Origin of the sequence: Limosilactobacillus sp. DJ3M12, from assembly GCF_947381695.1 — a bacterium.
Taxonomy (GTDB): domain Bacteria; phylum Bacillota; class Bacilli; order Lactobacillales; family Lactobacillaceae; genus Limosilactobacillus; species Limosilactobacillus kinnaridis.
Genome location: NZ_CANCWY010000021.1, coordinates 1 through 21,403 on the forward strand (window position 1 = coordinate 1; position 21,403 = coordinate 21,403).

General features: G+C 37.3%; 22 protein-coding genes and 1 pseudogene. 17 read left to right on the forward strand and 6 right to left on the reverse strand.

Annotated features, from left to right (window positions below; translation table 11 throughout):
- The first annotated feature begins 291 nt into the window (after positions 1–291).
- The 13 genes and pseudogenes from tpx (at position 292) to QOS06_RS09045 (ending at position 10,514) form a co-directional block, all read left to right on the forward strand.
- The gene (gene tpx, locus QOS06_RS08985) at positions 292–786 is read left to right on the forward strand and encodes a thiol peroxidase (protein ID WP_003671718.1); all 495 of its coding nucleotides are present in this window, start codon (positions 292–294) and stop codon (positions 784–786) included.
- 90 nt (positions 787–876) lie between these two features.
- Positions 877–1,593 carry an NUDIX hydrolase gene (locus QOS06_RS08990; RefSeq protein WP_035160130.1) on the forward strand — a complete coding sequence of 239 codons (717 nt, stop codon included), beginning with the start codon at positions 877–879 and terminating at the stop codon, positions 1,591–1,593.
- Between the two features lie 103 nt (positions 1,594–1,696).
- On the forward strand, positions 1,697–3,127 hold the full coding sequence (locus QOS06_RS08995) for a nicotinate phosphoribosyltransferase (protein ID WP_152712308.1): 1,431 nt from the start codon (positions 1,697–1,699) through the stop codon (positions 3,125–3,127).
- A 10-nt stretch (positions 3,128–3,137) separates the two neighbouring features.
- A complete protein-coding gene (locus QOS06_RS09000; RefSeq protein ID WP_181462192.1) occupies positions 3,138–3,683 on the forward strand; it encodes a cysteine hydrolase family protein in 546 nt (181 codons plus the stop codon).
- 234 nt (positions 3,684–3,917) lie between these two features.
- Positions 3,918–4,514 (forward strand): TetR/AcrR family transcriptional regulator, encoded by a 597-nt coding sequence (locus QOS06_RS09005; RefSeq protein ID WP_191338893.1) that lies wholly within the window; start codon positions 3,918–3,920, stop codon positions 4,512–4,514.
- Between the two features lie 160 nt (positions 4,515–4,674).
- Positions 4,675–6,531, forward strand: a complete 1,857-nt coding sequence (locus QOS06_RS09010) for a heavy metal translocating P-type ATPase (protein ID WP_191338894.1) — start codon at positions 4,675–4,677, stop codon at positions 6,529–6,531.
- A 62-nt stretch (positions 6,532–6,593) separates the two neighbouring features.
- Complete coding sequence (locus tag QOS06_RS09015; RefSeq protein ID WP_003664466.1) at positions 6,594–6,830, forward strand: heavy-metal-associated domain-containing protein; 237 nt, start codon at positions 6,594–6,596, stop codon at positions 6,828–6,830.
- Complete coding sequence (locus tag QOS06_RS09020; protein ID WP_139561393.1) at positions 6,823–7,368, forward strand: DNA-binding protein; 546 nt, start codon at positions 6,823–6,825, stop codon at positions 7,366–7,368. Before QOS06_RS09015 ends, QOS06_RS09020 begins: the two co-directional genes overlap by 8 nt.
- Positions 7,369–7,392: 24 nt before the next feature.
- On the forward strand, positions 7,393–8,031 hold the full coding sequence (locus QOS06_RS09025; RefSeq protein ID WP_139561392.1) for a Crp/Fnr family transcriptional regulator: 639 nt from the start codon (positions 7,393–7,395) through the stop codon (positions 8,029–8,031).
- Between the two features lie 208 nt (positions 8,032–8,239).
- A pseudogene (locus tag QOS06_RS09030) lies at positions 8,240–8,722 on the forward strand (NAD(P)H-dependent oxidoreductase); the annotation flags it as partial.
- Between the two features lie 172 nt (positions 8,723–8,894).
- Positions 8,895–9,065: a hypothetical protein gene (locus QOS06_RS09035; RefSeq protein WP_181462191.1), complete on the forward strand. Its 171-nt coding sequence runs from the start codon at positions 8,895–8,897 to the stop codon at positions 9,063–9,065.
- The gene (locus QOS06_RS09040; protein WP_225432471.1) at positions 9,049–9,675 is read left to right on the forward strand and encodes a hypothetical protein; all 627 of its coding nucleotides are present in this window, start codon (positions 9,049–9,051) and stop codon (positions 9,673–9,675) included. The genes QOS06_RS09035 and QOS06_RS09040 overlap by 17 nt, the downstream gene beginning before the upstream one ends.
- A gap of 104 nt (positions 9,676–9,779) precedes the next feature.
- Positions 9,780–10,514: a plasmid pRiA4b ORF-3 family protein gene (locus QOS06_RS09045; protein WP_224758147.1), complete on the forward strand. Its 735-nt coding sequence runs from the start codon at positions 9,780–9,782 to the stop codon at positions 10,512–10,514.
- A 421-nt stretch (positions 10,515–10,935) separates the two neighbouring features.
- Here QOS06_RS09045 and QOS06_RS09050 read toward each other — a convergent pair whose 3' ends face one another.
- From QOS06_RS09050 to QOS06_RS09065, 4 genes are read right to left on the reverse strand one after another with little or no spacing between them, the layout of a single operon-like run.
- A complete protein-coding gene (locus QOS06_RS09050; protein ID WP_003664455.1) occupies positions 10,936–11,322 on the reverse strand; it encodes a DUF3021 domain-containing protein in 387 nt (128 codons plus the stop codon).
- Between the two features lies 1 nt (position 11,323).
- The gene (locus QOS06_RS09055; protein ID WP_102815863.1) at positions 11,324–11,776 is read right to left on the reverse strand and encodes a LytTR family DNA-binding domain-containing protein; all 453 of its coding nucleotides are present in this window, start codon (positions 11,774–11,776) and stop codon (positions 11,324–11,326) included.
- 2 nt (positions 11,777–11,778) lie between these two features.
- The gene (locus QOS06_RS09060) at positions 11,779–12,630 is read right to left on the reverse strand and encodes an ABC transporter permease (RefSeq protein ID WP_139561391.1); all 852 of its coding nucleotides are present in this window, start codon (positions 12,628–12,630) and stop codon (positions 11,779–11,781) included.
- A gap of 1 nt (position 12,631) precedes the next feature.
- Entirely contained in the window at positions 12,632–13,483 is an 852-nt protein-coding gene (locus QOS06_RS09065; protein ID WP_139561390.1) for an ABC transporter ATP-binding protein, read from the reverse strand.
- A gap of 291 nt (positions 13,484–13,774) precedes the next feature.
- Here QOS06_RS09065 and QOS06_RS09070 point away from each other — a divergent pair, with 291 nt between their 5' ends.
- The 4 genes from QOS06_RS09070 (at position 13,775) to QOS06_RS09085 (ending at position 18,945) form a co-directional block, all read left to right on the forward strand.
- Positions 13,775–14,098, forward strand: coding sequence for a multidrug transporter (locus QOS06_RS09070; RefSeq protein ID WP_152704085.1), 324 nt, complete (start codon positions 13,775–13,777; stop codon positions 14,096–14,098).
- A gap of 61 nt (positions 14,099–14,159) precedes the next feature.
- Positions 14,160–16,922, forward strand: coding sequence for a TOTE conflict system archaeo-eukaryotic primase domain-containing protein (locus tag QOS06_RS09075; RefSeq protein ID WP_181462190.1), 2,763 nt, complete (start codon positions 14,160–14,162; stop codon positions 16,920–16,922).
- Between the two features lie 195 nt (positions 16,923–17,117).
- Positions 17,118–18,221, forward strand: coding sequence for a DUF8462 domain-containing protein (locus QOS06_RS09080; protein WP_139561387.1), 1,104 nt, complete (start codon positions 17,118–17,120; stop codon positions 18,219–18,221).
- Positions 18,222–18,387: 166 nt separating this feature from the next.
- Positions 18,388–18,945 (forward strand): hypothetical protein, encoded by a 558-nt coding sequence (locus QOS06_RS09085; protein WP_283595867.1) that lies wholly within the window; start codon positions 18,388–18,390, stop codon positions 18,943–18,945.
- A 178-nt stretch (positions 18,946–19,123) separates the two neighbouring features.
- Here the strand turns inward: QOS06_RS09085 and QOS06_RS09090 are convergent, their stop codons facing one another.
- Positions 19,124–19,978, reverse strand: coding sequence for an Rpn family recombination-promoting nuclease/putative transposase (locus tag QOS06_RS09090; RefSeq protein ID WP_224758145.1), 855 nt, complete (start codon positions 19,976–19,978; stop codon positions 19,124–19,126).
- Between the two features lie 78 nt (positions 19,979–20,056).
- Positions 20,057–21,238 (reverse strand): ammonium transporter, encoded by a 1,182-nt coding sequence (locus QOS06_RS09095; protein WP_139561386.1) that lies wholly within the window; start codon positions 21,236–21,238, stop codon positions 20,057–20,059.
- Between the last annotated feature and the right edge of the window lie 165 nt (positions 21,239–21,403).

Genomic DNA, 21,403 nt, shown 5'->3' on the forward strand with positions numbered 1-21,403 from the left:
GACTCCTTTTTTAGTCTACTTTGAGTCTAACCTTGTTAGGCTTTTTTTGTTAAATGTTACGAACTAGCAAATCGCGTAGAATTTACCTTAGTATGATGTATTGAAATATAAAGGCAGTTAGTTAACACATTAAGTCCTTTTAGAAGGTAACGCTGCCTATTTTAGGTTAAAAGATACCTTGCCTAGCTACACAGCTCATAAATTTTCTAAAACAATGAGTATAATCAATGCTTTTTAATTGCGTTTTTGATATACTGTACCTAACCAAAATTAGAAAAGGAGTTGCTAAGAATGGAAATCACAATTAATGGTGAAAAGCGGCAATTAGTAGGCAATCCACCAGCTGTTGGTGACGAATTCCCACACTTCAAGGTTTTTGATAAGAATGGTGACAAGGTTAAGACCCGGCAATTGCTTGGCAAAATAACTCTCTTAAGCGTTGTTCCAGATATTAACACCCCGGTTTGTAGCATTCAAACACAGCGGTTTAACTCAACAATGGACCAATTCCCAGAGGTTAATTTCCTGACCATTTCAACTAACACGACTGAAGATCAACAGAAGTGGTGTGCTGCTGAAGGTGTCAAAAACATGGAATTGGTTTCTGACAAGGAAGAATCCTTTGGTTACGAATCAAAGCTGTTAATACCAGATGAAGGAATCCTTGCGCGGTCAGTCTGGATTCTTGATCCGGATGGGAAGGTTGTTTACCGGCAAATTGTAACTGAATTAACTGATGAACCAGACTACGAAAAAGCAATTGCTGAATTAAAGAAGTTAATTTAGGTTAAATCAATAACTAAGGCCGTCCTTAGTTGTCGATTTTTTATTATTGTGATTCTTGATTGCGCTATAATATTTTGTGAGGTGAAAGAGATGGCTGACAAAGTTGTTGCGCATCCGCTAATTACGATTGCAAATATTATTTGGAGTTTTAATCCCTTGACCCATTTACCACAAGTCCTGCTGGTCAAACGGGCTTATCCGCCATTTGAGGGCCACTGGGCTTTACCAGAAACCCTATTGTGGCGGGATGAAAGTGCTGACGCTGCCTGTATCCGCCTGATTAAGGATAAAATTGGTGTTCGTCTATCAAACAGTGCTACCGAACAGTTGGCAACCTTCACCGATCCCGACCGGGTAAGCCGTGGGCGGGCCTTGGCGATTGCCTACATGACTTTCTTACCGACAATGCCGCAACTGAGGGCCGGGTACGGAGCAACCGAAGTCGGGTGGTTTAGTCTTAACTTTGACCACGGGAAGTTTATCTTGCAAAATGGTGACTTAGTTTTGAGTTTGGCTGCAGGACCGGCGCTTGCATTTGACCACCACCAAATTATTAATACGGCCATTGTACGAATTAAAAATAAACTGGACTACCAGCCAACCATTTTACAGATCTTAGGACCGACTTTTACCCTTCGGCAAGCCCGCGAAGTTTATGCTACTTTCCGCCAAACAACGGTCGATCAAATTGATAATTCTAATTTTAAAAAGACCCACCAAAAGCTGTTTAAGGAAGTTGGTACCGCCGCAACAAAGCGGTCAGGCCGGCCACCAAAGTTATTTAAACTGGTACTACCTTGCGTCTAAAAATAAAAGTGCTACAATTAGTGATAATAAAAGTTCAATATACTTTTATTTTTTGTAGTAGTTAAAGTATTTTTTACCTAAACTTGTTAGGAGTTATTTAATAATGAAACATGAATTATTAACCGACATGTATGAGTTTTCAATGGCCAACGGTTATTATCAAACGCTTCCCCACGATAAGCAGGCGCGCTTCGATGTCTTTTACCGTAAGGCGCCCGATGATGGCAGTTTTGTGATTAGTGCTGGATTGATGCAAGTAATTGATGAAGTTAAGAACTGGCACTTTTCAACTGGTGACATTGCTTATCTGCGGTCCCTTAACCACTTTAGTGACGACTTTCTCTTTTACCTGACAGCAGCTCACAACCGCTGCTCAATTAAGGCAATCCCAGAAGGCACGCCAGTCTTCCCACAGGAACCAATCCTTAGTATTAGTGGCCCACTAATTGATGTCCAACTTCTCGAAACCCTGATCTTAAACATCATTAACCACCAATCATTGATTGCAACGAAGGCATGGCAGATTACCAGCGTTACTGGCGGACGCCCAGTAATGGAATTTGGTGCACGACGGGCGCAGGGGCCTGATGCCGCAATATATGGTGCGCGGGCTGCCATTATTGGTGGGTGCAGTAGTACCTCCAATGTGCTAGCTGCCAAGCTGTTTAACCTTCCGGCGGCGGGGACGATGGCCCACGCCTGGATTGAAAGCTTTCCTGATGAATTAACGGCCTTTCGTGCCTGGGCCAAAATTTACCCTGACAATGCTGCCCTGTTAGTTGATACTTACGATGTGGTTAACTCTGGAGTACCGAACGCAATTAAAGTCTTTAAGGAATTGCGGGCAGCTGGCCACGAACCGGTTGGTATCCGCATCGATTCTGGTGATATTGCCCAGTTGGCAGCCAAGGCTCGGAAGATGATGGACGAGGCTGGTTTTACCAACGCTAAGATTACTGCTTCAAACGCCCTTGATGCCCACATTGTTAAGTCATTGCTTGATGAAGGGGCACCACTGGATAACTTTGGGATCGGTGAGCGACTAATTACCAGTTCATCCAGTCCAGTATTAAGCGTTGTTTATAAAATGTCGGCACTAGAAAATGATGGCAAATGGGTGCCAAAGATCAAGATTAGTAATAGTCGCGAAAAGATTACGCTCCCTGGGAATAAGCAGATTTACCGGCTCTACGATAAGCATAATCCCCAACACGCTATTGCCGATGTAATTGCCCTGGCTGACGAGCAGATTGGAACCGAAATTGCGGCAATCAATGCTGACATTCACGTCACCCGGAATAAAGTGATTCTAACTGACTTCATTGCTAAGCCACTGCTTAAGCAAGTTTTGACACTGAAAAAAGCGGCGCCAATTGAAACCGACACTTTTGCCATCCAGCATTTTGCGCAGACCGAATTAGCACAGCTGCCGGCGGCTACTAAGCGGTTGCTTAATCCGGACCGCTTCCCAGTTTATTTAACCAAGCGGTTAGCTGACTTGCAACAAAAGCTGGTTGATGAGGCACAAAAATAAGGAGTTAGCAATGACTAAAGCATTATTAATTATTGATTATACAAACGATTTTGTCGCTGACAATGGTGCGCTTACTTGTGGCAAGCCAGCGCAGGAATTAGAAGATTATTTGGTTCAGCTGGCCAACCGTTTTTACCAAAATGGCGACTACGTAATTTTCCCGACTGATGCCCATTGTAGGGACCGGTTTAGTCCAGAAGCTAAACTCTTCCCGCCACATAACGTGGTCGGTACGCCTGGTCAACAGCTATACGGCAAGGTTAATGACTGGTTTGAACAACATCAGGCCAGTGACCGGGTTTACCAGTTTAATAAGAACCGCTATTCATCATTTCAAAATACTAATCTTGATAACTACCTGCGAGAACGAAAAATTGATAACTTGTGGATTACAGGTGTTTGCACCGATATCTGTGTCCTGCACACCGCAATTGCCGCCTATAATTTGAACTACCAGATTACGATTCCGGTTAAGGGGGTCGCCACCTTTACCAAGCATGGTCAGGAGTGGGCGCTTGACCATTTTAAGAATTCACTGGGTGCGACGCTGGTTTAATGAATTTTGACTGCCTGCTATGAAGTAAGAACCCCAGTACTTGAATATTAAAATTAGTTCTTTTCATCGGGGCTGTTATTGGCTTATGTTTAATAAAGTTAGGGACGCTATTACAGAATAAATGAGTAAAAATGTAAACTGAGCGTGTAAGAAAACCGAGATTTAATGTAATAATATTGCCGACCGTCTATAATGAAAACGCTTAGTCATATGGAATAGGAGTGGCAAGGATAAATGGACGTTCGGACAATCAATACTAAAAACCGAATCCTCAATGGATTAATTAAGGTTTTATCAACACAAAAGTTAAGTGAATGTCGAACTATCGATATTATTAATCAAGTCGAAGTTAGTAAGAAGACCTTTTATAATTATTTTAAAAATAAGAAGGATTTTATCCACTGGGTAGAGACGAATATCCTCATTAGCTTGAAAAATGCGCTGCAAAAAGACCGGACATCACTAGAAGATACTCATAATGCATCAGAACAAAAAATTATGGAATTAGCTAACTCTGCTTTTAATGTGACCCTTAAATATTGTGATGATCGTAAAGATATATTGGCTGTCTTATTATCGGACAATGGCGATATTAATCTATACCATGCGATTATTAACTTGGCAAACGATGAATTTCTTGAACGAGCTCCGTACTTATTCAACACGACTAGAGCAGAAATTCAAAAGGTCCCTCTCTATAAGTTTTTTCAAACACTGTATGTGGACAGTATTATCAAGTTACTTCTCTTTTGGCTGAATCATCGATCCACAATGAGTATTGATGATGGTAAATATCTTGCTGGACTGATTCAAACTAAATCAAATATTTAATTAATGAAATCATTAGCAAATTAAATAAGTAGAAACACGTATCAAGCCTTATATTTGGTTAATCCAATTATGAGGCTTTTTAAATTACCAAACTTGATGGCGGTCAAGTAACTTACTGGCTTCTTTTCTTATACTAAGGACAGTAAAAGGAGGTGCCGATATGGTCAAAGTACAACGATTCCTGACTGAGCAACGGCAAGCATTGGTGATCGGCTTGACCGTTTTATTAATTCTGGCAGAAGCTTTTCGCTTTATCAGCTCAAATAACTTAATGTATCAGATCCTAATGGCCATTGCAGGGGTCATCGGTCTATTGCCGATTTTGTTCACAGCCATTTCATCATTAGAGGTACGGCTGATATCGATTGATGTTCTCGTCAGTATTGCGGTGATCGGTGCTTTTATCATTGGCGAATATAACGAAGCGGCGATTGTTACCTGGCTTTTTATGGTTGGTGAGGTATTAGAAAACGCTACTTTAAGGAAGACACGGTCGGCAATTAAGCAGCTAACCGAACTTGCTCCTCAAACCGCGGTGGTGATTGATGAAGATGGCAATACCAGTGATGAGGATGTGGACTTCATTGATCCGGGGGACATGGTCTTAATTAAGACTGGAAATCAGGTTCCAGTCGATGGCACGATCAAGACTGGGACTGCCGTTCTAAATGAAGCCAGTATTACTGGGGAGTCTCGGTTAGTTAAGAAACATCCTGGAGATGCAGTTTTTGCGGGAACCATTTTGGAGAATGGGACGGTGACGGTGAATACTACCGCGGCAGGCGAAGATACTACGTTCGGTAAAATTATTGAACTAGTGGAAGAAGCTCAGGATTCGCAAACGAAGACGCAACGCTTTATTGATCGCTTCGCCCGTTATTACACGCCAGTTGTGCTATTGGTAGCAATTATGGTTGGCTTGATTACACGAGACGTGCGGTTAGCAATTACCGTAATGGTTCTTGGCTGTCCAGGTGCGCTTGTGATTGGTGTCCCTGCATCTACTGTTGCTGGAATCGGTAATGGTGCTCGTCAGGGGATTCTCTTTAAGGGTTCCGATGTCATGGACCGGATGAAGCATATTGACACGATTGCCTTTGATAAGACGGGTACCTTAACCGTCGGGAAGCCGGTTGTTACTAGTGTCAATGTTCTGAACGGAGACCGACAGACGATTATTGATCAAGCGGTAGCAGTTGAACAACGATCGGACCACCCGTTGGCACAAGCAATTGGCAAGCTAGATAGGAAGCACGATTATCAGCCAACCGATATTCAAACGATTAAGGGACAGGGAATCCGAGCGCAAATTGGTGAAGGTGAGTACTTATTAGGTAATCCAACCCTGATTAAAGACTTATTAGGTACCAGTTCAACTCTCGACCAACTCATTGATCAACTGACGAGTGATGGAAATTCGATTGTTATTTTTGCCAGCATGGATCACCATGAATTGGCAATCTTTGGTATCAAAGATCAGTTACGATCACAGGCACAATCGGCGTTACGACAATTAAAAGCGTTAGGGGTCAAACGACTCATAATGTTGACTGGCGATAATGAAGGAACCGCTCATCAGATCGCAGCTAAACTGCCAATCGATGAAGTTCACGCAGCGATGCTTCCTCAAGGGAAAGCTGACTATCTCAAACAACAACAGGCTGACGGTCATCGGATCGCATTTATTGGTGACGGGATTAATGATAGTCCGGCACTCTCCGCAGCTGATGTTGCAGTGGCAATGGGTTCCGGTACTGATGTTGCAATGGATGTAGCCGACCTAGTACTTGTGAAATCAGATCTGAATAGTCTAGTCACCAGTTTTCGCTTGGCACGGCGAACCATCGCCAATATGAATGAAAACATCTTGATTGCCTTACTGACGGTAGTGCTATTGTTTATTGGACTTTTTGTTGGTTATATCGAAATGGCATCAGGAATGCTGATTCATGAGCTTAGTATTCTGATTGTTATTTTGAACAGTATGCGGTTGATGAAACGAATTTCTCAAAATTGATGATAATCAATTTTTATTTACGGTGGCTAAATTACAATGAAAATAACAAAGGAGTGATAACCATGGAAAAAGTAATGATGAAACTTGATGGTTTAACTTGTCCATCATGCCTAACTAAGATTCAAAAAAGTGTTGAAACCATTGACGGGACCGATGACGTGAAGGTACTGTTCAATGCGGGAAAGGTTAAATTTACACTAGATTTGGCCAAAGCTTCACCCGATGATGTTCAAGCAAATATTGAAAAAATGGGATACACGGTTCAGGGAATTAAGGTAAAGGAGCTATCAGATGACTAGTGAAGAACAGTATCAACAGGAACTAAAACAGAGCGATATTGATCACCATACACCAACGGCAGGGGCGATGACGGGTCATATCATTGCCAACTTATTAATTCATTCACTAAAGATTAGTCAGGCAAAGCTGTTTACGAAAGGGAATGCGGCATTGTTTTTATCCCAATATGGCGATGATTGGATTGCGCATGAACAGGAAGCATTTAATCACCTGAATCAGCTGCTAGTTCAGAATGGTGAGAGTATTCCAACGACGACGGATCAGTTTCGTGAATTTACCATGCTAGAAGAAAGGGGTGCTGATAAGTATTTGCCAGGGGATGACCAATTATTTGCCTTGGTAAAGGATTTTGACACGCAGATTCTCTTTATCACGAAGGCCATTGCTCTTGGCAATAAAGAAGAGTGGCCCGAATTAGCAGTAGATTTAACGGAATTATTGTCATGGATCAAAAAGCAAATTGCTTTAACCCAGCGCTTCTTGGGGCATGATTTACGGACGGGGTTGTATACTGAAGAAGATGATGATGACTTCTAACATTAAATGATGGAGGATACTCTAATGAAAGAAGAACTTTGTGTTCACCTGGTTCCGCTCTTTAATCAGTTGAGTTTAGAACGCCAGCGCCAAGTGGAACAGCTGGTTCATCACCAGCGTATTAAGCGCGGAACAATTGTTGTGAGTCCAGACATGGATGACCGGTTAGTGATTGTAAAAAGTGGCCATGGTCGAATGTACCAACTAAGTGAAGATGGTGAAGAACGGGTGCAACGAATGCTGAAGACAGGTGATTATGTTGGTGAAACCTGGCTCCTGGGGGTTGCCAACCATAGTAGTTATGTAGAAATGACTACAGACAGTGATATCTGTATTCTTAATCGGCAAGACTTTATCCAGTTGATTCACCACCAAAGCGAAATTACCTTAAAACTAATGGCAGGACAGGCAGCAATGATTGAAAGTCTTCGTCAGCAAACACGGCTGATGGGACTGCCAAACATTGAAGAACGGGTAGTGACTTATCTGAAACAATTGATGGTTGATCAACAGAGTTCGAAAGTTAAGCTACCCTTGAAACTCAAGGACCTTTCTTCATACCTTGGGACAACCCCCGAAACATTATCGCGGACGCTTGCTCAATTGGAAGCGGATAGTAAACTCACGCGTCATTTGCGAACGATCCAAATTATTCATTTATAACTGAAACTTGAAAGCTGATAACCATGTCAAACAGGCGAGGCTATCAGTTTTTTCTACGAAAAATTAAAAAAGCAAGCCCCTTTGGACTATACTTTAAATAACCAAAAACAAAGTATAAAGGGGTCTTGCACAATAAAAAGTATAACTCAAATCCAACATGAACTCGATGGTCAAACGTTAATTTCTAACTTTTTTCGACTAATTGGTTCAATTAATTGACCTTTATGCGGAACATTTTGATCCTACTTATTCTGCGGAAGAACTTTCATTGTATCATCAAGGAGGGACAGTTGATCCCTTGGTGCGCAAATATTTAGAACTCTTAAAATCATGTCGGACAGTGATTTTTATAACTCCTTGCTGGTGGAATAGTATTCCCGGAATGTTAAAAGGGGTTATTGATAAGGTGATGAAAGAGGGCCCCGATCTCTCCCATACGGTAACCAGGACCGGAATTAAAGGGCTATTGACGAATGTCCAGCATTGCTATGTATTAACTACTTCAACTTCGCCAACTTGGTACTTGCGGTTTTTCTGTGGGGATGATATTCAGCGAGTATTTGTTAATACAACCTTGAAACAACTTGGCTTTGAGCATCGGAAGTGGCTTAACTTTGGCGGGATTTCCTGGTCATCCCCGCAACGCCGCCAAAGTTATTTGCAAAAAATTGCCCAATATCGATTTAAGTAAAATGGTTAATACTATCAAAAAATTGCTAAAACTGTGGATTAATGTTCAGGGATCATAACTTGCTTGGACATTCTTACAACTGTAAACTATAGATGATATTCCCTTCGCTTTCTTTTATAGAGCGCGAATAAAATTCATTTCTCACACATTCAAAAATAAAGGAGCAATCATCATGGCACAGTTATTTTATAGTCCTGACCTGGCTGATCGACTACCTTATAATAATACTGGTAAGATTAGCCAAAAACCTTTACGACGGTGGCGGCTTAGTCTGGTAAAGATTGATAATAAAACATACTACCTATTATGTAGAAGAGGAAACTGGTTTGCCAGTCTTTACTGACAAATTAGGCGAGGGTAAGTTTAGTCAAGTTGCCATTAACTTTCTAAATGAAATGCCTTTTTTGGTTGATCCACAACGTACTTGGTTAATGCAGAATGTTTTTTCATTTAATTTATACCGGCCAATCTCATCTGCTGAAAACGAAAAACTTAAAAATTATTTGCAGATAATTGCTAGCCACCAAGCAGAATTTAAGGAAACCCTTAACGATAATGATGATTTTTCATCAACTGAGGATTTCAATGATCTTGTCTACTTATTGTTAGCTCTATCTGGAAATGATCAGGAAGTATTAATGAAATTTTGCCAATTGGTTAATGAAGAATATCCGGTAAAGGTGAAAGCTCCACGACCGGGGGCAAAATATTGTACGATCAAGCCACAATTTAAAGATCCCCGTATTTGGGCGGATGACGAAGGAAAAGCCTCAGCAGATAATCCAGCAACAGTTCAAGCGATTAGCCAAAACAACCAGCAAATGATTGACCAGTTTATCGCCAGTGCTGATGGTCAGTTAATGGGAGATGATAAGACTGCTCGTCGTATCTTGGACCAATTTTTGAACCACTTCATGTTAAAAATAAAATTTGCACGGTCACTACTAACCTAGCTGCGCCAAACATCTTTTTCGCTGGAACGTTAGATCAAATTGATGAGGATCTTCTTTCTGTTACGTTATCCAATTTTTATGTTTGTCTAAGTCACACAGGGATCGTGAGTCAATCAGCTGCTAGGGATGTTGCAGACTATCTAGATACAAGCTACGATATTATCTATGGAGAACCGGAATTAGCTGCGCCAGAAGATGACTATCAAGATAAATTTATTCAGCAGTTGCTTGACGAACTAGCTCCAGCACAAGCAGATATACCAACGAATGTTGGCAACCGTCAGTTGATTAACCCGCAAAACTATGGTCAAGCGTATGTAATTACTGCTAAATTAGCTGATTTTAAACCGCTAGCAAGCCGTACGTTCGTGATTAAGGGTAGTAGTACAATTGAGGAACTCGCTGAAACAGTGATTTTGATGTTTCATGGTAACTTGGGACACTTGTATGATGCAATTAATGAACAGACTCAGGAATTTTATACTCAGTCAGAAGATTTTGTGCCAGGCGGGATGACAAAAGTTAAGCTTGATCTAGCAACGGTCTCATTATTAAATGAAAAAGATAAATTAACTATTCATTATGACTATGGGGACGGCTGGGAGTTTAAACTTCATGTCCAAAAAATTCAACCAGTTACTAATGAGGAGCTACCACATGTTCAAAAAGCCCGTGGTTACGGTATTATTGAATATGTTGGTGGTGTCGGTGCTTTAGAGCAGTATTATGATGATTACCAAAAAGGGCAAGTTGATCCTGACTTTTTAGACTGGTTAGGTGGAGAACCAATTGACCTTGATACTGTGGACATCAACGAATTAAACCAGTTAATTAAATGATTCGCCTCACTATTTTTGTAAGAGGTGTAAGGTAACAGATATACGGAAATCTTTGTCAGCCTTCAATGAGATAATAATGGCGATCATTGCATTGAAAACTTAACCTTAAATAGTTAAATTAACCACTTCACCATCTTTGAACGTGAACTTTATGTAACGTTGAAAGATGGTGATTCTTTCTATTTTGAACTAACTAGTCGAGTATTCTATGTTCTATTTCGATAGTCAAGTAGGCGTTTGTAGGGTAATCGTGTACTTAACGTTTTATATAAAAGAAAAGTGTTAAGGGAGGCAGCAAAATGACAGATCGACAAGCAAATGTGAAACTAAGAAGTTATCAAACATCTGATTGTATGGACATTAACCTATACAAAAATCATCACCTCATTTTAGTAACGAAGCGATGATTGCGATACAAAATTTATTTTTGCCTGTTTCTAATTTGCTTATTAATTCGATTAATATGTTGCTCTTCTAACAAACGAATAAAAAGCCAAATAGCGATATAGACGATAATGAAAATTACAATGGTTTGCCAATTAAGAGGCCAGTGATTGATTAGCATCATTACAGAATATAGAATAAAGGTCCCGATTAGGTGAATAACGAGAGCGATCGAATACGGTAGTTCTGTTTGAAAGACAAAACTTAATTCCCCGATCAATCCACTAATAATGAACACTGTAATGACACTAGTAGTAGAAACAGTCATATTATGTGTGAGAAATGCAATAATTGCGAGATAAGTAATAGATCCATAACCCATCCCGCGAATAAAGTAACGGATACCCCTTTTTAAATTTATCATTTTATAGTCCCAATCTTCTTTCTAACTCTGGTAGATATTTCCGTGAAACATCGGCACGTTGATCAAAATTTAATTTAGCAATCATATTGCCAGTAAATCCAGCTTCTAGGGAAAGTAAATGATTTAAATTAATAATGCCGTGTTTTGATACTTGAACAAAATTTTCGTTAAGCCTTGTTAATACTTGATATAGTCGTCCGTTTGCTTGAATTACATCGCTTTTTGTATAAAAAGAGAGGATGTTTTTGGTTACCTCTACCTTGATAAGCTCTATTTGCTTTATAGTTAAAATCCTATCTTCTGTTTTTATTGGGATTAAAGAGCTACTTTTTTGATCATACTTATCTAAATAATTAAGCAGGTTAATAACTTTGTCGTTTTTAGTAACAGCGTTCACAGTAATATTAAGATCGTCAGGACCTAGTAATGGATCTGACTGAAAATGAATTTGCACAATTAACTCTTCCTCTGATATCGATTTGCCCAAACAGCTCCAAGATCTATTAAAACTATAGACATTCCCACAATCATTAATGCATTACTATAATTATTTAACTGATAACCATGAATCTTGAAGTGGATACCCAGATATTCAATCATTTGGTACCGACTGGATGGCGGTAAAAATTTTTTGCTTAGTTTATTTAGCAGAAGGCTTCGCAAGCTAGCAGCCTCATAACTACTTGGAAATAATTTTACTACAAATTGTGCTGATTTGGATAATGTTCCATAGGGCATATAAGTAGCGATCATAAATCCGGAAGCTGCGCCAATTATGGCAGAAAGGCGGCTAAAAGTCGTAGAAGAATGGATTAGGTCAACAATAATTAAATTAACAGCACTTGCGCCAATTGCACCTAAAACAATAAAAAATAATCCGAGAAGCAATGCAGTAGTTGGAATAGTAATACTATCTACTAAAATAAAGTAAACTGCCATGATGAAGAATGTAATAATCTGCATTAATGTGCTAATAAATATTGTTGCAGTTAAATAGCTACAATTAATTTGGAACGGTGTCAAATCAGTTAGACTTAAATCATCCCATGTTCGGCTTTCTCGATCTTTGACTAATTGTCCAAGAGCTTGAAATGAAGTGGTAATGCCGGCGATGGCGACAATTCCACTAATCATCCATAAACCTAACATTTCCTTTGTATGAGGCAATGATTGCCATGAAGATATCAGGTTTTGCTGCAAAAAACCAATATAAATAAAGAATGAAATTAAAGCACCAAGGCAAGACATCAAGACACCAATCTTATTAGCAAAGTAAATCTTTAAGTTTTTTTTAATTAACGCAATCATATTATTGAAGCTCCTTTCCGGTAATTTTGACAAAAGCATCGTTAATTGAACCGGGGGTATATGAGAAGTTAATGATATACTCTTGATTGCTATGTAGTAATGTAATAACTTCTGAACAATTAAGGCCATCAAAAGAAAATTTTTGAGGTGTTAATTGTTTCTCAGAGTAGTTAGTTTGTAGCTTATGTCCATTTGTTGTAACCACTAATTTAGTTGGTGCATAATGTTGTTTAATATCGGTTGCTGAGCCAGAAACTAAAATTTTGCCGTTTTCTAAGATATACATTTGATCGGCATTTTCGGCTTCTTCTAAGTAATGAGTTGTTAGAAAAATAGTTAGACCATGTTCCTTTTGTAGCTTTTGAAGGAGGTTCCAAATAACAAGTCGCGTTTGTAAATCCAATCCAGTTGTCGGTTCGTCAAGGAAAAGAATATCTGGGTCGGTAATCAAGGCACGATTGATATCAACCCTGCGTCGCTGTCCACCAGATAATGTTCCATAGCGCTGATTTAGAAAATGGGTGAGGCCCATTAGGCTAATTAACTGGTGAACCCATTCAGTATGATCTTCATGATATAAGTTTGATCTAAAGTTAAGATTATCTTTAACTGAAAGCTCTTTATCGAGAATGCTATCTTGGAAGACAACGCCAATTTTTATTCCTTGACGGCGTGCGATCATCCCGGAGGTTGGCGTCATTAAACCAGTAAGAAGATTGATAGTAGTTGATTTCCCTGCACCATTAGTACCTAGATAAGCAATTAATTGACCACGATCGATCTGTAAATTTATGTTATCTAGAGCTAATTTTGTTCCGTATCTTTTAGTAAGATTATTTGCCTTAATTAACATGATTAAAATGCCTCCTAATATATTTGATAGTGTGAATATATCAGTAAAAACAATATTTGTGATTGATAGAAAGATAAGTGGTTAATATATGAATATGAAATGCAATTATGGTTAACTAAAAATAACACCCAAATTCGAAGAGCTGAGTGCTATGTAAACTTTAATACCATCTTTGAATGTGGATTCATGTTAGAGTAGGATTAGGCTTTGGTGTTGGTATAAGGCGCAAAAGAAGTTGAATTTCATAAAACGATTTATCGTATAATTAAAGTAAAAACGAGGTAAGAAGAAATGAATGATATCTCTAAAAGCGATTGGCAATTATTCAACAAGCTGCTTCCAAAATGGCAAGAAAGATATATGAATCGCCTTAATCAGGAATACAAAAGAATATTAGATGGTGATGGTTCGGCAGCGAATAAATTTTGGAAGCTGGAAAAACAAATAAAGGCGGATCGAAAATCGCCCGAGGTGCTTGTTGAAGTATCGAAAAGATCCATGTTTCAGACTTTATTGCAGCTGTTATCAGAGAATGTAATTACAGATGAAGATTTAACCGGCCTCAGTAAAGAATTAAGAGATGATATTAATACTGTTATTAAACGATTTGGCTAATCTAAAGTTTCGAGAATCTTGATGGGTAATAATAGCAGCTAGCTAAATGGAGTTAAACTACATGGAAATAGGTAAAGAATACGCGTTAAATAACGGTGATATCATTACCGTTACTCAAGCATATTGGCATTACGAAACTAAAGAAAAATTTTACTCAATTACCACTGATAAAGGGACGGATTGGATTATTAGTGAACAGAAATTATTAAGTCTTATAGCTAAGAAAAGAACAACTGGTGAAAAACTAGCATTATATGCTGATTATTTTGCAGGTCGTCCTGATGTATTTGCTCAAAAGTGGAGTAATGGTAAAGGATATAGTCCAGCATTAAAAAATTGGCGAAGCTTTTATCAATTGCGAAATAATAAAGAAGCATTGTCAAAATTGAAGAAACAATATCTTCCTTATTCTAGGAAAGTAATTTATGAGCAGATTTCTTCTTCAGATAAATATCATCGTTACGGGATCTATCCTTTATTAAAAGATGATAAAACAAAGTTATTAGTTTTTGATTTTGATAAACATCAATCAACCGCTGAACCTTATAAAATGACTAAGGCAGTAATTAAGACTTGCCAAAAATATGATCTTAACTGTCTTCCTGAAATATCATCATCTGGTAATAGTTATCATCTGTGGATATTTTTTAGTCAACCAATTGCGGCAAGTACAGCTAGGTTTCTTGGTAAATTGATTTTAGTAGAGTCGATGATTACTAGTGAAAGTCTTGATTTGTCATCATTTGATCGTATGATTCCTAATCAAGATCGATTACCTGAAAAAGGATTTGGAAATTTGATTGCTTTGCCATTAAAATGGAGTGATGTAAAAGAGAAAAAGTCTATTTTTACTGATAATAATCTTCAGCCTTTAGCACTGTCACAGTTATTTGACCAATTAGAAAACACAAAAAAGTATAGTGAAGAAGAAGTAAAAAATTTCATTAGTCAAATTACTAAAGATCTGAAAATTCTAAAGGGCGAAAACTCTAGATTAATTATCCCGTTTTTGCAAAATTTTCCTAAAAAAGTTGAAGGCTTTATTGCTGGGGAAATATTTATTAATCGTCAAAATTTAACGCGTCAAGAGCAATTATCATTATTAAACTTAGCTACTTTTAGTAATCCAGAATATATTAAGAGACAAAGAATGCGCATGCCTGTGTGGGATGTTCCATCAATTTTAACAGCAGCAAAAATTGATGGTAAATATTTACGATTGCCACGAGGAGTAGAGTCGTCATTAAAAGATAATTGTCATAGTTATTTAAAAGAACAATTTACTCTGTCCAAAGCGTTGAATGTTGAATTTACAGGTACCCTACGGCCACAACAAGAAGAAGCAGTAAATAAAATTGATAAAAATAAATTGGGGATGCTGTGTGCTCATACTGGATTTGGAAAAACAGTTGTTGGATGTGCGCTAATTGCAAGGCGTAAAGCAAGAACATTGATTATTGTGTCTACCGTTAACATCGCTAATCAATGGCGAGATGCTGCTTTAAGATTTTTGAAAATTAAGGATGTGCCATATAAAGAATTAACTAAGACTGGACGATGCGTTAAGAAAAAACAAATTGAAATTATTTCTGGAACTCGTAATCATCCTTCAAAATTAGTCGATATCATTAATATTCGTAAATTAATCCATTTATCAGCTATTGAGCGTACAAAACTATTTCAAGACTATGAACAAATAATTGTTGATGAATGCCATCATATTTCTGCGGTAACCTTTGAAAAAACTTTAGTAGAAGCAAACACACGATATGTTCTGGGGTTAACAGCAACGCCCGAAAGAAAAGATGGATTAGAAAATTTTATGTATTATCGTTGTGGAAATATTATCTACCAAGCTCAAGATAGTGAAAAAGAATATTTGATTTCTCGTTATATATATCCGCGTTATAATAGTTTTCTTGAAGCTAAAAGTAAATTAGAACGTGATACTTATGCGCAAAAGATAAGGTTGATTGCTGAAAATAATGACCGTAATGATCAAATAGTAAAGGACGCACTCCAAGCATTGTCTGAAGGAAGACATATTTTATTGTTGAGTGAACGAATTAAACATCTTAATGAACTTTACGCAAAACTAAAGCAGAAAAATAGCAAAGTATATTTGACTACTGGAACACAAAAATTATCCATTAAGTTATCAAAAATTAAAGACCCATATATTCTTTTGTCGACTGGCAAATATGTGGGAGAAGGATTTGATTTACCAAGTTTAGATACATTATTTTTAACGTTACCTTTTTCTTGGAAAGGTAATACAAAGCAATATCTTGGTCGATTAGAACGAAGCCTAGATAAAAAAGACGAATTACGTGTATATGATTATGTTGATATTGCTGATGAGACATTTGCAAAGATGTATCGGAAGAGGGTAAGAGTCTATAAGCAACAAGGATATAGTTTTGTCCATAGTAAGCAATGGAATAGTTATTCAACTGCTTACTATACTAAAAATGACTATTTGCAGGTATGGAGACAAGATCTAGCTAATGCTAAGAAAGCCTTTATTTGTTTAAAAAGGATTAATCAAAAACAAATTGAAATGTTGAATGAAATGGTAAAATTTAGTCAGATTTCCCTTACTTTGGGTAAAAAGCAGAGAAATTGTGACTATAAACTTTTATCAAATAAAGTCGATTTTAAGTTAAAAGAACAAATTGGTAATAATATTTGTGTTTTTGATCAAAAAATTTGTTGGTATGGTGATTTAAACTTTGGGGGAAATTCTTATAAGAATTCATCAGCTATTCGATTAGTAAATACTGAATTAGCTAAAAAGATTACTAGTTCTAAATATCAAATATGATGAAATAAGTATCACTTTTATTAGAGTAGAAAATTAGATTGATAAAAAAGCCAAGTAATTTCTAACTTTTTTAGAGAAGGGAGTTACCTGGCTTTTTACACATATAAAATTTAAGATATAAACAGATATAAAACTTGAGCAAAGATATAAACAGATATAAAATTAAATTAGAAATATAAAATAGAGGAAAAGAATATGAAAAATCCTTTTAATCCAAGTTTTGGTATTCAACCAACTGTGTTATTAGATCGCGAAGAAGTACAATCAAAATTGGTTAAAGACATTAAAGCGCTTGATACTCCTTATCGAACTACTTTGATTTATGGAAATCGTGGAGTTGGAAAAACAGTTTTTATGAATTCTGTTGGAAAGCAGATTGATCAAGATCCGACGTGGATAACTATTCACTTAATTATTGGAGATAATATGGTGGGACGTTTGGCTGAAATGATTTACCAACAATCAACAAATAAAATCAAAAAAGTATTCGACCAACTCTCCGATATTAATTTTGAAATAGGCGGATTAGGCTTAAAATTCACTCTTAATGATAAACAAACATCAAATTTTCAACTTGTATTAAAAAAAATGTTAAAAATATTAGACAAAAATAACCAGAAAGTATTGGTAATGATTGATGAAGCTCAAGAGGTAACGGGAATGGTTGAATTAGCATCAGTATATCAAGTCATGATTAGTGAGGGGTTACCAATCTCAATAATCATGACTGGATTACCCAAAAATGTTCAAGAATTGCAAAATAATCATGTATTAACTTTCTTATTACGTAGTGGAAGAATAAGTCTTTCTCCACTGAATTACTATGATATCAGAGCGCAATACCAACAAGCATTGAAAGTACGAGATCCGGAAATTTCGCCAGAAGTGGTTCGTCGCGCCGCTCTTCTTTCAGACGGATATGCATATGCCTTTCAATTGCTTGGTTATCTTTTATGGGAATCACCGGATAAACACATTACGATGAAAACTATAGATAGTATCCAGCCAGAGTATCAAGCCCAATTAAGTCGAAATGCTTATAGTAAGATGCTTGAAGAATTATCTATTATGGATCAGCAATTTGTTATTACTATGGCTAAAGCTTCTGAGTACCCTGTTTCAACTAGTTGCTTAAGAACAAAATTAAAGAAAAAGCCTGGTTATATTGGAATGTATCGTCGGCGGTTAATGGATAGTCAACTCATAACACCAGCAGGATATGGAAAGCTAAAATTTACGCTGCCATTATTTAAGCAATTTTTACTTGATGATGGTCAGTATTTAGTTAATTATAGTTAATAATTTTAAGAAGAATGTTTATCTTTTATGAATATCCTATAACCAATTCTCTAAAAAATAATTAATCCCGTTGAAGGTACCTATCTATCGCTATGGTGATTTTATATAATGAATTTGGAAACGTTTTTGTTAAAAATCGAAAGTTCAAAGATAAAGGAGGCCAGTTATGAACAGAAATCAACATCGGAAGCCGTTTTATCGTCGACCATGGTTATGGATAATAGTTATTTTATTATTAATTGGTGGCGGATGGTTCATTAGTAGTCGTAATCAGGCACAGGAGACTCAAGAGGATGCAGTAGTTAAAACAACTAAAGAATCGGATAAGAAGAAAAAATCGACAAAAGAATCTAAAAATAAAGAAAAAACTAGTTCTGTCATCAAATCTTCCAGCGGTAAGGAAAGTCAACGGGGGTCTTCGATAATCGGCCAGCAATCTCAGCAACCGAATGATGAGAAGAGCTATTCAAATAATAGTAGTCCAACGATTCCTTCAACAACTCAACAGCCTAATGATGGAAATACAGCCCCCGCGAGTGGTAAAGAACCAGAGCCGTGGGTTGATCCGGATAACTATGAACCAAATTCAATTATTGGTGATCATTCAACAATGTATTGCTACTTACCGGGGCAATATCCATATTCTGGGATTGCTCCTGAAAATGTCGTTTATTTTGATTCATTAGCTGATGCTCAGGCAGCTGGATATCGGACCCATCAATAAAAGAGCTGTGACATAAGTTAGGTCACTTCCATAAAATACGAACAGCGCAGTACAACAATGGCCTTCAGCGTCCGGCAAAGTCGAACGCTGAAGGCCTATTGTTGCTTGCGGGGGCTCCCAGAGGCTAGCTTCGCGTCGAAAAACGAAGTCACGAGTGACTTCTGTCTCGCTCCCTTTATTAACCGAGAAACTTATCATATTCATCATCAGTTAAATTATATTTTTCCATAACTTTTTGTTTAATGATCTCTGGTTTAATATTAAGTTCATAAAGAGAGTCAATTAACTTTTTAATATCTTCCCTTTTTGCTTTTGCCATTCCTTCTTCTCGTGCTTCCATTTTAGCGTCCATCAAGTTTAATTCGTACTTCATAAAGCCATTTCTCCTTTCTGGATCTTGTTTGACTTTATCAATTTCGTCTTGAATCTGTGCAATAAATCTATTCTTATTGTCGCCTTGATTGCACATTAAAGCAAGGAAGTTCTTAATCGGTTCATCATTTTTATCAAATTTTTTAGCAAGAGCATTGAAGATAACGACTGTCCGATTATCACCAAATTTCAAGTTATGGTCTCTAGTACAAGTAAGATTAAATTCATATAGTGCCCATCCCTGCTTAAAATAATCAAAATTACAAAACATAATAATATAAGTAGGGTAATTATTGAGTACTGAGTAATTATTTTCAGGTCTTAATAGCTCATGATTAACCTGTTCTTGGTAATAACGTAAGCGTGCTGGTATGTTATTTTGATTATTAACTTGCATCTCAATGACAATGATATTATTTTTATCATCACGAACATAAACGTCAAAGCGAACACGATGGGCACTAACAATATTAATATCTTTTTGGGTGTCTAACTGGATAATCTGTTTTGCTTTAATGTTTGGCAGGGCTCTATTAATTAACTCTAAACAAATTTCTTTATTTTGCATTACTAGTCCAAACATTGGATCACTAGTAATTGTCATCTTTTGCCATTTGTCATAGATTAAGGCAATTTGTTCTTCTCGTGATAGATTATTCATAAATTTACTCCTTATGTATTTTTGCTTCTAAAAGGAATATATACGTAAATAATCTAATTTTGCAGTAAAAATTTAAGTTCACTTACTTTGAATCGCCGCCAGTTTTTCATTATCAATCGAAACCGGTAAAACAATTGAGAGCAGTTTTATTAAGATAATATCCATCACACCAATAAATATAATTGTCAATAAGGTAACGAAGATTTGAACAAGCAAAAGGTGCAAACCACCACCAAATAAAAGCCCATTAGGTACTAGATGACTGATCTGATGGCTAGCAAAAATACCAGTTGCAATACTTCCCCAGATACCACTAACCCCATGGCAACCGAATGCATCAACAACATCATCAATTGGCAGTTGTGGTTTGATCTTAGTAATAAAGTATTGGCTAACGATTGCACCGACTATTCCAATAATCATTGAACCACCTAGTGTAACGTAGCCTGCTCCAGGAGTGATTGCTACTAAACCGGTAATTGCACCATTACAGACACCAGCTAGGGTAACATGATTAAACTGATAACGATCCAATAACATCCATGTTACCATTGCACTTGAACATGAGATGGTCGTTGTTAACATGGCTTGTACGGCCGTATCATTAACGGCGAGGGCCGAACCAGCATTAAAGCCGTACCAACCAATCCATAAAAGGGCTGTTCCAATTAATACCCACGATAAATTATTGCGTTGAGAATGAACATCTTTCCGTCGACCAACCCAGGCTGAAAGGATTAAGGCCGTTATCCCCGCATTTACATGAACAACTAATCCACCAGCAAAGTCAACTGCCCCTAATCTTGCCAATAGTCCATATGGTGCCCAAACCATATGCACAAGGGGGTAGTAAACAAAGATAGACCAGCAAATGGTAAACATTATTAAAAAATTAAAGCGTCCGTGGCCGACGACCGATCCACAAAAGATTGCCGGGGTAATAATTGCAAACATCATCATGAACATTGCATAATCGCCAATTGGAATGCCAGTTTTAGTGATAGCATCGATTGGCACATGAATCATTAATGTATTATTTAAATTTCCGACTATTCCCCAATGGTTGCCGGAAAATGAAAGAGAGTAGCCTACTGTAATCCAAAGAATCACGGCTAAGCCACACATCATAAAAACAGTTAGCAACATGTTATTAGCATGGCGCCGATTGACTAGACCACCATAGAAAAAAGCCAGTCCTGGTGTCATTAATAACACGAGAATACTGGCGATCATGATAAATAATGTATTAACTTGTAACATGTAGACCACCTCCTAATAATTAAAGGCTAATCTATCATTCTTGAATGGATCATACAATAGGTTAGACAAAATACTGTTAAATCATTAGTTGAATTCGCTTTCATAATGAAAGAGGATAAGTATTAATTGACTTTTGATTAATATTTTTATACGACGAAACAAAAC